At 70.2% G+C, this 13730-nt stretch carries 6 protein-coding genes; all 6 read right to left on the bottom strand.

What is annotated here, in order from left to right; all coding sequences use genetic code 11:
* Positions 1–29: 29 nt before the first annotated feature.
* Positions 30–3911, bottom strand: coding sequence for a DNA-directed RNA polymerase subunit beta' (locus tag D1350_RS02755; protein WP_125773565.1), 3882 nt, complete (start codon positions 3909–3911; stop codon positions 30–32).
* A gap of 30 nt (positions 3912–3941) precedes the next feature.
* Positions 3942–7454: a DNA-directed RNA polymerase subunit beta gene (gene rpoB, locus D1350_RS02750; RefSeq protein WP_125773563.1), complete on the bottom strand. Its 3513-nt coding sequence runs from the start codon at positions 7452–7454 to the stop codon at positions 3942–3944.
* Between the two features lie 405 nt (positions 7455–7859).
* Positions 7860–8243 (bottom strand): 50S ribosomal protein L7/L12, encoded by a 384-nt coding sequence (gene rplL, locus D1350_RS02745; RefSeq protein WP_125773561.1) that lies wholly within the window; start codon positions 8241–8243, stop codon positions 7860–7862.
* An 81-nt stretch (positions 8244–8324) separates the two neighbouring features.
* Positions 8325–8855, bottom strand: coding sequence for a 50S ribosomal protein L10 (rplJ, locus tag D1350_RS02740; RefSeq protein WP_125773559.1), 531 nt, complete (start codon positions 8853–8855; stop codon positions 8325–8327).
* Positions 8856–9119: 264 nt separating this feature from the next.
* Positions 9120–11738, bottom strand: a complete 2619-nt coding sequence (locus D1350_RS02735; RefSeq protein WP_125773557.1) for a CHAT domain-containing protein — start codon at positions 11736–11738, stop codon at positions 9120–9122.
* Between the two features lie 257 nt (positions 11739–11995).
* Complete coding sequence (locus D1350_RS23545; protein WP_164544998.1) at positions 11996–13627, bottom strand: CHAT domain-containing protein; 1632 nt, start codon at positions 13625–13627, stop codon at positions 11996–11998.
* Positions 13628–13730 lie beyond the last annotated feature (103 nt).

Here is a 13730-nt window from a genome sequence, read left to right as displayed (position 1 = left end):
CGGACGGGCGGGCTACTTCACGTCGAACATCAGCGGAAGTCGCCGAAGTCCAGGTCCTCGAGCGGGATCGCCTCGCCGGAGCCCATACCGAGCGTCGGGAAGTCGATCTCGTCGTAGCCGAAGCTCGGGTAGAGCTCGGCCTTGGCCTGCTCGGTGGGCTCGACCTCGACGTTCCGGTAGCGGGCGAGGCCCGTGCCGGCGGGGATGAGCTTACCGATGATGACGTTCTCCTTGAGGCCCAGCAGCGGGTCACGACGACCGCTCATGGAGGCCTCGGTGAGCACGCGGGTGGTCTCCTGGAAGGAGGCCGCCGAGAGCCACGAGTCGGTCGCGAGCGACGCCTTCGTGATACCCATCAGCTCGGGACGGCCGGAGGCCGGCTGGCCACCCTCCGACACGGCCCGGCGGTTGGCGTCCTCGAAGCGCGTACGCTCCGCGAGCTCGCCCGGCAGGAGCGGTGCGTCACCCGAGTCGAGCACGGTCACGCGACGCAGCATCTGCCGCACGATGACCTCGATGTGCTTGTCGTGGATGTCCACACCCTGGCTGCGGTAGGTCTCCTGGACCTCGTCCACCAGGTGCTTCTGCGTGGCGCGCGGGCCGAGGATGCGCAGCACCTTCTTGGGGTCGACAGCACCCTTGACCAGCTGGGTACCGACCTCGACGTGGTCGCCGTCCCGGATCAGCAGCGTGGAACGCTTCGTCACCGGGTACTTGATCTCCTCGGAACCGTCGTCCGGGGTGAGGACCAGGTGGCGCGTGCGCTCCGTGTCCTCGATCGTGACGCGGCCCGTGTACTCCGCGATCGGCGCCTCACCCTTGGGGGTGCGGGCCTCGAAGAGCTCCGTGACACGCGGCAGACCCTGCGTGATGTCGTCCGCGGAGGCCACACCACCGGTGTGGAACGTACGCATCGTCAGCTGGGTACCGGGCTCACCGATGGACTGCGCGGCGATGATGCCGACGGCCTCGCCGATGTCCACGAGCTTGCCCGTGGCCAGGGAGCGGCCGTAGCACTTGGCGCACGTACCGACGCGCGACTCGCAGGTCAGCACCGAGCGCACCTTGACGCTCTCGATGCCGGCCGCCATCACCTCGCGGATGATGACGTCGCCCGCGTCCGAACCGCCGGCGGCGATGACGTTGCCGTCACCGTCCACGACGTCCGTGGCGAACGTGCGCGAGTAGATGCTCGTCTCGACGCGCGGGTGCGGGACCAGCGTGTCGCCGATGCGCTCCGCGACCGGGAGCGTGAGGCCACGCTCTGTGCCGCAGTCCTCCTCGCGGATGATCACGTCCTGCGAGACGTCCACCAGACGACGCGTCAGGTAGCCCGAGTCGGCGGTACGGAGAGCCGTGTCCGCCAGACCCTTACGGGCACCGTGGGTCGCGATGAAGTACTCGAGGACGGACAGGCCCTCGCGGTAGTTGGACTTGATCGGACGAGGGATGATCTCGCCCTTCGGGTTCGCCACGAGACCGCGCATACCGGCGATCTGACGCACCTGCATCCAGTTACCACGGGCGCCCGAACCGACCATGCGCAGCAGGGTGTTGCGCGGGTTGGACTCGAGGTTCTCACGCATGACCGAGGCGACCTTGTCGGTGGCCTGGGTCCAGATCTCGATGAGCTCCTGACGGCGCTCGTCGTCCGTGATGAGACCACGGTCGAACTGCTGCTGGACCTTGAGGGCACGCGCCTCGTGCTCGTCGAGGATCGCGTTCTTCACGTCCGGCATGGCGACGTCGGAGATCGCGATCGTGACGCCCGAGCGGGTGGCCCACTTGTAGCCGGTGTCCTTCAGCGCGTCGAGCGACGCCGCGACCTCGACCTTGGGGTACCGCTCCGCGAGGTCGTTGACGATCGTCGAGAGGCGCTTCTTGTCGACCACACCGTTCTCGTACGGGTAGTCGATCGGCAGCGTCTCGTTGAAGATCGAGCGGCCCAACGTGGTCTCGAAGAGGATCGGCTGACCCTGCTCCCAGCCCTCCGGAGCCTCGAAGCCCTTGGCCGGCGGCACCAGGTCCGTCATACGGACCTTGATGAGCGCGTTGATGTCCAGCGAGCCCTGGTCGAAGGCCATGATGGCCTCGGCCTGGGACGAGAACTGCCGGCCCTCGCCCACGGCGGCCGGACGGTCGCTCGTGAGGTGGTGCAGGCCGATGATCATGTCCTGTGCGGGCATGGTCACCGGACGGCCGTCCGACGGCTTGAGGATGTTGTTGCTCGAGAGCATGAGGATGCGGGCCTCGGCCTGCGCCTCGGCGCTCAGGGGCAGGTGGACCGCCATCTGGTCGCCGTCGAAGTCCGCGTTGAACGCGGCGCACACGAGCGGGTGCAGGTGGATGGCCTTGCCCTCGACGAGCTGCGGCTCGAACGCCTGGATGCCGAGACGGTGCAGCGTGGGCGCACGGTTCAGCAGCACCGGGTGCTCGGTGATGACCTCTTCGAGCACGTCCCACACAACCGGGCGCGTGCGCTCGACCATGCGCTTGGCGCTCTTGATGTTCTGCGCGTGGTTCAGCTCCACGAGGCGCTTCATCACGAACGGCTTGAACAGCTCGAGGGCCATCTGCTTGGGCAGGCCGCACTGGTGCAGCTTGAGCGACGGGCCCACCACGATGACCGAACGGCCCGAGTAGTCCACGCGCTTGCCGAGCAGGTTCTGGCGGAACCGGCCCTGCTTGCCCTTGAGCATGTCGGAGATCGACTTCAGCGGACGGTTGCCGGGGCCCGTGACCGGGCGGCCGCGGCGGCCGTTGTCGAACAGCGAGTCCACGGCCTCCTGGAGCATCCGCTTCTCGTTGTTGACGATGATCTCCGGCGCGCCGAGGTCCAGGAGCCGCTTGAGGCGGTTGTTCCGGTTGATGACGCGGCGGTACAGGTCGTTCAGGTCGGAGGTCGCGAAGCGGCCACCGTCCAGCTGCACCATTGGGCGCAGGTCCGGCGGGATGACCGGGACCGCATCCAGCACCATCGCCGTGGGCGAGTTGGTGGTGGTCAGGAACGCGTTGACGACCTTGAGGCGCTTGAGGGCACGGGTCTTGCGCTGGCCCTTGCCGCTGCGGATCGTCTCGCGGAGCGAGAGCGCCTCGGCGTCCAGGTCGAAGCTCTCGAGGCGCTTCTGGATCGCCGCGGCGCCCATCGAGCCCTCGAAGTACGTCCCGTAGCGGTCCTGCAGGGCGCGGTAGAGCATCTCGTCGCCCTCGAGGTCAGCGACCTTGAGGTTCTTGAAACGGTCCCAGACCTGGTCGAGCCGGTCGATCTCCGCGTCCGCACGCTTGCGGATCGACGACATCTCGCGCTCGGCCGCGTCGCGCACCTTGCGGCGCGCGTCGGCCTTGGCACCCTCGGCCTCGAGCTCGGCCAGGTCGGCCTCGAGCTTCTGGGCGCGGGTGTTGATGTCGTTGTCGCGACGGTCCGCGATCTCCTTCTTCTCCAGGTCGATCTCGTTCTGGAGGTTCGGGAGGTCTTCCTGGCGGGCCTCGTCGTCGACGGAGGTGATCATGTACGCCGCGAAATAGATGACCTTCTCGAGGTCCTTCGGGGCCAGGTCCAGCAGGTAGCCGAGCCGCGAGGGCACGCCCTTGAAGAACCAGATGTGCGTGACGGGGGCCGCCAGCTCGATGTGGCCCATCCGCTCACGGCGGACCTTCGAACGGGTGACCTCCACGCCGCAGCGCTCGCAGATGATGCCCTTGAAGCGCACGCGCTTGTACTTGCCGCAGTAGCACTCCCAGTCCCGCGTGGGACCGAAGATCTTCTCGCAGAAGAGACCGTCCTTCTCCGGCTTCAGGGTGCGGTAGTTGATGGTCTCGGGCTTCTTGACCTCGCCGTGCGACCAGGCACGGATGTCGTCGGCCGTGGCCAGACCGATGCGCAGCTCGTCGAAGACGTTGACGTCGAGCAAGGTTTCCTACTTCCTAAGTCTCTTGAACGATCAGATCTCGTCGATGCTGGACGCGGCGTTCGGGCGGCGGGACAGGTCGATGCCCAGCTCCTCCGCCGCGCGGTACACCTCGTCGTCGGACTCCTTCATCTCGATGGAGACACCGTCGCTGGACAGCACCTCCACGTTCAGGCAGAGCGACTGCATCTCCTTGAGGAGCACCTTGAAGGACTCCGGGATGCCCGAGTCTGGGATGTTCTCGCCCTTGACGATCGCCTCGTAGACCTTCACGCGGCCCGGGACGTCGTCGGACTTGATGGTCAGGAGCTCCTGGAGCGTGTAGGCAGCGCCGTACGCCTCGAGAGCCCAGACCTCCATCTCACCGAAACGCTGACCGCCGAACTGCGCCTTACCACCCAGCGGCTGCTGCGTGATCATCGAGTACGGACCGGTCGAGCGCGCGTGGATCTTGTCGTCCACGAGGTGGTGCAGCTTCAGGATGTACATGTAACCGACGGACACCGGCTCGGGGAACGGCTCGCCGGAGCGGCCGTCGTACAGGTCGGCCTTGCCGTCCTCGCCGACCATCCGGTCGCCGTCCCGGTTGGGCAGCGTGGTGGACAGCAGGCCGCGCAGAGCGTCCTCCTGCACACCGTCGAACACCGGCGTGCCCACGGGCGTGCGGGGATCACCCGTACGGGCGATCTCCGGCACGTTCTCGAGCCACGCAGCCTTCGGGTCCTCGGCGAGGCTGACGTCCCAACCACGGCTGGCAACCCAGCCGAGGTGCGTCTCGAGGACCTGGCCGACGTTCATACGGCCGGGGACACCGAGCGGGTTGAGGACGACGTCGACCGGGGTCCCGTCCGGGAGGAACGGCATGTCCTCCTGCGGCAGGATCTTCGAGATGACGCCCTTGTTGCCGTGACGGCCGGCGAGCTTGTCGCCCACCGTGATCTTGCGGCGCTGGGCGATGTACACGCGGACCAGCTGGTTCACACCGGCGGGCAGCTCGTCGCCGTCCTCGCGGTTGAACTCGCGAACGCCGATGACCGTGCCGGACTCGCCGTGGGGCACCTTGAGGGACGTGTCACGCACCTCGCGGGCCTTCTCGCCGAAGATGGCACGCAGCAGGCGCTCCTCCGGGGTCAGCTCGGTCTCACCCTTGGGCGTGACCTTGCCGACGAGGATGTCGCCCGCGCCCACCTCGGCACCGATGCGGATGACGCCGCGCTCGTCCAGGTCGGCCAGGACGTCCTCGGAGACGTTCGGGATGTCCCGCGTGATCTCCTCGGGGCCCAGCTTGGTGTCGCGCGCGTCGACCTCGTGCTCCTCGATGTGGATCGAGGAGAGGATGTCGTCCTCCACCAGGCGCTGGCTGAGGATGATGGCGTCCTCGTAGTTGTGGCCCTCCCACGACATGAACGCCACGAGAAGGTTGCGGCCGAGCGCGAGCTCGCCCTCGTCCGTCGCCGGGCCGTCCGCGAGGACGGAGCCGTTCTCGACCCGCTGGCCTTCGTCGACCAGGACGCGCTGGTTGTAGCTCGTGCCCTGATTGGAACGCACGAACTTCTTGATGCGGTACGAGCCGGTCGTGCCGTCGTCGTTCGCCACGAGCACCAGGTCGGCCGAGACCTCCGTGACGACACCGGGCTTGGTCGCCACGATGACGTCGCCGGCGTCGATGGCCGCACGGCGCTCCATGCCGGTGCCGACGAGCGGCGCCTCGGAGCGGACCAGGGGCACGGCCTGACGCTGCATGTTCGCACCCATGAGGGCGCGGTTCGCGTCGTCGTGCTCGAGGAACGGGATGAGGGCGGTCGCGACCGACACCATCTGGCGCGGCGAGACGTCCATGTAGTCGACGTCGGAGCTCGAGACGTCGTTCGTCTCGCCACCCTTGGTGCGGACCAGGACGCGGTCGGCCGCGAACGAGCCGTCCGCCGCGAGCGGCGTGTTGGCCTGCGCGATGATGTGGCGGTCCTCGTCGTCCGACGTCAGGTACAGGACGTCGTCCGTCACCTTGCCGTCGACAATCTTCCGGTACGGCGTCTCGATGAAGCCGAACGGGTTGATCCGGCCGAACGAGGCCAGCGAGCCGATGAGGCCGATGTTCGGGCCTTCAGGGGTCTCGATCGGGCACATGCGGCCGTAGTGCGACGGGTGGACGTCACGGACCTCCATGCCGGCACGGTCACGGGACAGACCACCCGGGCCCAGCGCGGACAGACGACGCTTGTGCGTCAGGCCGGCGAGCGGGTTGTTCTGGTCCATGAACTGCGACAGCTGCGACGTGCCGAAGAACTCGCGGATCGACGCCACGACGGGGCGGATGTTGATCAGCGTCTGCGGCGTGATCGCCTCGACGTCCTGCGTGGTCATGCGCTCGCGGACGACGCGCTCCATGCGGGACAGGCCGGTGCGGACCTGGTTCTGGATCAGCTCGCCGACGGCGCGGATACGACGGTTGCCGAAGTGGTCGATGTCGTCGGTCTCGACGCGCACCTCCACGGGCTCACCGTTGCGGACACCGGGCATCGTGGCGTGGTCGGCGTGCAGCGCGGCCATGTACTTGATCGTCGCCACGACGTCGGAGACGGAGAGCGTCGAGTCGGACAGCGGCGCGTCCAGGCCGAGCTTCTTGTTCACCTTGTAGCGGCCGACCTTCGCGAGGTCGTAACGCTTCGGGTTGAAGTAGAAGTTCTCCAGGAGGGCGCGGCCCGCCTCCACCGTGGGCGGCTCGCCCGGGCGGATCTTGCGGTACAGGTCGACGAGGGCCTCGTCCTCGGTGTGGACGTGGTCCTTCTCGAGGGTGTCCAGGACCGACGGGTAGTTGGCGAACTCCTCGCGGATCTGCGCCTCGGGCATGCCGAGGGCCTTGAGCAGCACCGTCACGGACTGCTTGCGCTTGCGGTCGACACGGACGCCGACGGCGTCGCGCTTGTCGATCTCGAACTCGAGCCAGGCACCGCGCGACGGGATGATCTTCGCGGAGAAGATGTCCTTGTCGCTCGTCTTGTCGGCCGTGCGCTCGAAGTAGACACCGGGCGAGCGCACCAGCTGGGAGACGACGACGCGCTCGGTCCCGTTGATGATGAAGGTGCCGCGCTCGGTCATGAGCGGGAAGTCGCCCATGAACACGGTCTGGCTCTTGATCTCACCGGTGGTGTAGTTCACGAACTCCGCGGTGACGAAGAGCGGGGCCGCGTAGGTGAAGTCCTTCTCCTTGCACTCGTCGGCCGTGTACTTTGGCGGCTCGAAGCGGTGGTTGGAGAACGACAGCGACATCGAGGCGCCAAAGTCCTCGATCGGCGAGATCTCCTCGAAGATCTCTTCGAGGCCCGACGTCGCGGGGACGTCGTTACGGCCGGCCTCGAGGGCAGACTCGACCCTGGACTGCCAGGCGGAGTTGCCCAGGAGCCAGTCGAAGCTCTCGGTCTGGAGACCGAGCAGGTCGGGGACCTCGAGGGGCTCATAGATCTTGGCGAAAGAGACGCGACGGGAGGCGGTGCGGTTCGCGATGGCGTCGGCGGACGGAGCTGAAGGGGTGCGCGAGGCAGCCAAGAGGGGTCCTTCCCTGCAGTTCGGGTGAACGCTGTACGCTCTGCGGTGCTGCAGGATGCAAACTGCCACGTGACCGGTCGCCACAGGGCATCCCTCAACAGGGATGCGGGCGGCTTGATGACCAGGGGATACGTGATGGCAGTGGAGGCGTCGAGGGCACACGCGGGCGCAAAGCGCTAGCATACCTAATGAGTTCAAGTATGTCTACTTGCCTCAGTACGCGCACGTCGAACCGGTGAATTGGTGCGTATCCGCAACCACATCCACCGTCCAGTGGGGCGCACAGGGGGCCTACGAGACGTACGAGCAAAGACGCGCGAAGGCCCGCACCCCACCAGGGGTGCGGGCCTCACGTCATGCGGGGCGGGCGCCGTCGGGCACGAGGTCCTCAGGCGGCCCGCAGGATCACTTGACGGTGACCGTGGCGCCGGCGCCCTCGAGAGCGGCCTTGGCCTTCTCGGCGGCGTCCTTGGCAACGTTCTCCAGGACGGGCTTGGGGGCGCCGTCCACCAGGTCCTTGGCCTCCTTGAGGCCGAGGGACGTGAGGGCGCGCACCTCCTTGATGACCTGGATCTTCTTGTCGCCGGCAGCCTCGAGGATGACGTCGAACTCCGTCTTCTCCTCGACCTCCTCGGCGGGGGCCGCGGGGCCGGCAGCGCCGGCAACGGCCACCGGAGCGGCGGCGGTGACGTCGAACTTCTCCTCGAAGGCCTTCACGAAGTCGGAGAGCTCGATGAGGGTGAGCTCCTCGAAAGCGGCCAGGAGCTCGTCGGTGCTGAGCTTCGCCATGATCGGCGTTCCTTTCGGTAATCGCTTCGCGGGCTGTCAGCCCGCCAGAAGCAGGGGGTGTTTATTGGCGCTGCCACCTGGTCAGGCGGCTGCGCCCTCCGATTCCTGCTTCTGACGCAGGGCATCGATGATGCGGGCGACCTGGGCGGGCTTCGCGGTGAAGGCGTAGACAGCCTGGGACATCTTGCCCTTCATCGCGCCGGCCGCCTTGGCCAGCAGAACCTCACGGGACTCGAGGTCCGCGAGCTTGGTGACCTCTGCAGCGGTCAGGGCGCGTCCGTCGAGGACACCGCCCTTGATGACCAGTGCAGGGTTCGCCTTGGCGAAGTCACGCAGACCCTTCGCGGCCTCGACCGGGTCACCGGTCACGAACGCGATCGCGGAAGGACCAGACAGCTCGGCGTCGAGACCCTCGACACCGGCCTCCTTCGCCGCGATGGCGGTCAGCGTGTTCTTCACCACGGCGTAGGTTGCGTTGCCGCTGAGCGACCGACGCAGCGTCTTCAGCTGCGCGACGGTGAGCCCGCGGTACTCGGTCAGCACGGCCGCGTTCGAACCGCGGAGCTTGTCCGCGATCTCCGCGACGGCGGCTGCCTTGTCCGGCCTCGCCATGGCAATCCTTCCGGTGGTGGTACCACCGGCATCTCCGCCCCGGAAAAGAAAGGAGCCCCGGCGCAGGCGCACGGGGCTCGGGGATGCACGGCGGACCGTGCTCGAGTTCGTTCACCTGCGCAGGCTCCGCATTCGCGGGACTTCGGTCTTCTGCTCTCCCGTTACCAGGCAGCGTCGGACGACCGGCGGTCTTGGGTTACAGGTGAACCATACCCTGTGCCCATTCGGATGTGCACATTCATGTGAGTGGCCCTCGCCACACCCTCACGGCGCCAGCCCGTCCACCGAGCCGAAGCACACCAGCGGGACGGGGTCCGGCTCGTCCGCGAGCACCGTGGCGAGCGCGGCCTGGGGCGAGCGCCCCGCCCGCAGCTCGGCGTGGAGGCGGGGCATGAGCTTGGCGGCGACGGCGTCGGACAGCGGGCCGACCGACGCGATCACCGCTCGTGCCCCGAGGCGCAGCAGGACCGACGTGAGTCCCAGGACCTCTCCCCCGCCCCGCGGCGACGACGCGCCCACCTCGCACGACGAGAGCACCACGACGGACCCCGGGAGCCGGGTCCCGTCAAGCTCGTGGGCGAACAGCGGGCCGTCGGCGAGGTCCACGGAGGCGAAGAGCGGGTTGGCGGCGTCGTGCCGGCCGTGCGTCGCCAGGTGCACCACGTCGTGGGTCGCCAGGGCGTCGCGCACCGCCTCGGTGGTCGCGTCCCGGCCCAGGAGGACGAGCGAGCCCGGCCACACCGCCCCCACCGCGAGCGCCTCGGCCGCACCCTCCGTCACCTGCGGCCCGGCGGCCACGAGCACGCGGCGAGCACCGCCGTCGTCGGCCACCGGGAGCGGGCGCCTGCGCGCCACGTAGGACCTGGCCCAGGTCGCCAGGCCGCGCCGCGACGGGAGCGCCGACCAGGGCAGGCCCACGTACGGGTGGCGCGCCACGAGGTGCAGCGGTCCGGGTGCGTGGAGCGGGGCGACGAGCATCGTGTCGAGCCGGTCGAGGCCGCGGGTGAGGGAGCGGCGGGCGGCGTCGCGCAGCGGCGGGGGGACGAACGCGTTGGCGACCACCGCGAGGTCGGCCCGGACGCGGTGGGCCTGCTCGGCGACCTGTGCGGGGTCGCCGAGGTCGAGCAGCCGGGTGCCGTGGGCGTCGACACGGACGGCCACGACCCGGCCACCGAACGTGGCGAGGCTCGCGACGACGGTGCCCTCGCCGCCGTCGGCCAGGGCCTTGCGCAGCTCGCGGGCGGTCACGGGCCGCACCACGTCCGCGTCGCCCGCATGCACCCAGGTCTGCTCGCGGACCTGCTCCTGCAGGGCACGCGCGGTGGTGGTGAGCCGCTCCCGCTCGCCCGACCCTGCAGGCAGGTGCCGCGCCTGGGCGATGAGGCCGCGGGCCTGCGTCAGCAGCCCGGCCACGCCCGGGTCGCCCGACGGCGTGAGCCGTCCCGACCCCGCGCCCATGGCCCGGCCGCGCTCGATCGCGTCGAAGACCGCCGGGGCGCGGCCTGTCCCGAGGGCCGCGCGGACGTCGACGAGCTGGATCGTCACGGCGTGCGTGCCGGCCGCTGCGATCGACTCGACGGCGCCGAGCCGGGCCCGGTGGGCGGTGAGCAGCCCATAGCCGGAGCGCACGGCGCGGAGGCCCGCGGCGCGCCGCCCGGTGGCGAACGCGAGCTCCGCGACTGTGCCGTAGTACTGGACGCGGTGGGTGAGGGTCGCGCCGGCGAAACCGCGGGGCAGCGCCGCGAGGAGCTGCGCGGCCTCCTTCACGTCGCCGACGACCAGGTGCCACTGCGCCGCGACGAGCCGGGCGGCCCCGCCCGACTCCCGCCCCAGCACCTTGCCCGCACCGTCCGCGTGAGCGGCGACGGCCAGGGCTCGGCGGGCCCGACGGCGGGCGAGCCCGCTCGGCACCTGCTTGCCCGCCCGGACCGCGTCACGGACCTCGGCGACGTCGACCTCGAGCTCGAAGACGCGCGCCATGGCGGCGCGGGGCCCGTGCCCGCTCCGGACGTCGTGCCGGCGGATGAAGGCGGCGCTGCGGCGGGCCTCGTCGTACCGGTGGAGAGCGAGGAGGCAGCGTGCCCGGTAGTACTCCACCTCCGCGCGGTCGAGGCTGCGGCCCGCTCCCCGCATGCGGCGGAGGGCGGCCGCGAGGACCCGCTCCGCGTCGGCGAGGAGCCCGGCCTCGAACAGGACGGCGCCGCGCCCGATGTCGAGGACGCCGTCCTCCCGGTCGGGTGCGGCGGCACGGGCCTCGTTCATGGCGCTGAGCGCGCCCGGCAGGTTGCCGAGCGCGTAGCGGACGAACCCGATGTTGTGCAGGGCGAGGGCGGCCAGCGCCGTGTTGCCGCTGCGGCGCGCCACCACGATCGCCGCCTCGTAGTCGCGGAGTGCCGGCACCAGCCTGCCGAGATCGGTGAGGGCTGCGCCCCGGTTCACGTGGAGCGTGGCCAGGTCGCGGTCGGGGATGCTGGTCCGGCCCGGAAGGCTGGCGGCGCCCGCGAGGGCGCTGTCGAAGAGCGGCAGCGACTCCGCCGACCGCCCGGACCGCAGGAGCACCAGGCCGCGGTAGCCGACCGCCACAGCGACCAGCCCCCGACGCAGCGGCTTCGGGGACCGCGCGGCGTGCCGGGCCGCGTCGTCGAGGATGGTCAGGGCGCCGTCCAGGTCCGAGGCCACGGCGTGCACCCCGAACGCCTCGCCCATGAGGGACCGGACCATGGCGTCGGCCCAGCGGGCATGGTCCTCCGGGCCGAGCGTGCCCTTGTCGATGGCTCGCAGGCCGTCCAGGATGCGGCGGAAGCGCCGCAGCGCCCGCGCCGGCCGCGACCGGAAGTGCAGGTCCCGGGCAGCGAGCAGCTCCGTCTCGAGCTCCGGCCACACCTCGCGCCCACCTCTTCCCGGCCCCGGCGGGGCAGACCGGGGCCAACGGTACGTCCGCGGGGGCGCGGTGCTCAATGCGGCGTAGTGGATCGTGACCGGGGAATCGCTTGCCCGACGGCGGTGGGGCGGGCGGGTGCACCGGGCCGGCCGGGTGCGCCGTGCAGGTCGCGCGCACATTGGTTCGGCAGATTGTCGTCGGTTCGGTATTTTGAACTGCCGAACCGACGACGACGTGCCGATGTGATGTGCGCGGGCCGTCAGGAGGTGAGGCCCTCCACGGAGCCGAAGCAGACCAGCGGGACGGGTTCCGCGACGTCCGCGATCGCAGCGGCGAGCGCCGCCTCCGGGTCGTCGGTGTCGCGCAGGTGCTCGTGCAGCCGGGGCATCACTTCGGCGGCGAGCGCGTCGGAGAGCGGGGCCACGGAGGCGATCACCGCGCGGGCGCCGAGGCGCAGCAGGACCGACGTGAGGCCCAGGACCTCTCCGCCGAGCACCGCGGTGTGGCCGCCCACCTCGCACGACGAGAGGACGATGACGGAGTCCGGCAGCCGCAGGCCGTCCAGCTCGTGGGCGAACAGCGGGCCGTCGGCGAGCTCGATCGACGCGAAAAGGGGGTTGTCGACGTCGTGCTGGCCGTGGGCGGCGAGGTGCACCACGTCGCTCGTCGCGAGGGCCTCGCGGACGGCGGCGGTGGTGGCTGCGGCGCCGGTCAGGACTGACACCTCTCGGACGCGCTCGGCCACCGTACCCGGCTGGCCCACGAGAACAACATCGCGCTCGGAGGCTGACTCCCCAGCGTGGACAGTGTTGTTCTCGGCGGCTGCCGGTACATCGTCAAGCACCGCGCCTGCCCAGACTGCGCCGACTGCCCGTGCCTCCGTGTCGCCCTCGTCGACTCCGGGACCCGCAGCCGCGAAGATCCGACGACCGCCGGTCGGGGCGGCGTGGTGACGCCCGCGTGCGACGTACGACCGCACAGACGTGCGCCGGCCTGCCCTGGACGGCAGCGCCGACCACGGGATGCTCAGCAGCGGCTCGCGGGTCGCGACGTACAGGTCGCCACACGCACCGAGCGGTGCGACCAGGGCCTCGTCGAGCGCCTTGAGGCTGCGTTCGAGCGAACCGCGGGCGGCGGCGCGCAGCGGGGCGGGGATGAGGTCGTTGGCGGTGATGACGAGGTCGGCCCGCACCCGGCGGACCCGCTCCGCGATCTCGATAATGGGGCCAAGGTGGAGCATCGTGGTACCGCGAGCGCCGATCCGGACCGCTCGCAGTTGACCGTCGACGACCGAGTAGTTGGCGACGACTGCACCGTCGTCCCTGGCCGCGAGCAGCCGGGACACTTCGCGGGCAGTGACCGCGCGATCTGCGACGGTCTCCCCCGCGTGCCGCCAAGATCGCTCACGCACCTCCGCCTGGATGCGGCGTGCCTTGCGGGTCAGGGCCTCCCGCTCGGCGGTGACCGCACGGCCACCCGTGGCGGGCAGCTCACGCGCCTTGGCGAGCAGGCCGCGCGCCTCGGTGAGGAGGGCTGCTGCCTCTGGGTCGTCAGGCGGGGTGACCCGGCCGGCGCCGGCGCCCACCGCTCGGCCCCGCTCGAGAGCGTCGAAGAGGGCCGCAGCGCGGCCCGTCTTGAGGGCGGCGCGGACGTCGACCCACTGGAGCTCGACGCCGTGGACGGCGGCCGCCGTCACCGACTCCACGCTGCCCAGCCGCGAGCGGTGCTCGGCCAGGAGCGCAAAGCCCTCGCGGACGGCGCGGAGGCCGCGACGGCGGTCGCCCTCGGCGAAGGCGAGCTCGGCGGTTGCGACGTAACGCTGCAGGCGGAAAGTCAGCGGGGTGCCTGGATCATCCCGGGGGATTCGATCAAGGATCTCTCGGGCACGCATGGTCTCCCGCGCCTGGAGCAGCCACTGTGCCGCAACTATGAGGGCCGCATGCCCCGGGTGGTGGCCCAGAACTGGCCCCGCCGTAAACCCACCTTCGGCAGCC

Origin of the sequence: Antribacter gilvus, from assembly GCF_003946865.1 — a bacterium.
Lineage (GTDB): Bacteria > Actinomycetota > Actinomycetes > Actinomycetales > Cellulomonadaceae > Antribacter > Antribacter gilvus.
Note: the sequence above shows the minus strand (reverse complement) of the source record. Positions and strands in the feature narration are given on the sequence as shown.

Excerpts from the sequence above, each read along its gene's own strand:
- rplL (WP_125773561.1), bottom strand. The coding sequence starts at position 8,243 with ATGGCGAAGCTCAGCACCGACGAGCTCCTGGCCGCTTTCGAGGAGCTC.
- D1350_RS23545 (WP_164544998.1), bottom strand. The coding sequence starts at position 13,627 with ATGCGTGCCCGAGAGATCCTTGATCGAATCCCCCGGGATGATCCAGGC.
- rplJ (WP_125773559.1), bottom strand. The coding sequence starts at position 8,855 with ATGGCGAGGCCGGACAAGGCAGCCGCCGTCGCGGAGATCGCGGACAAG.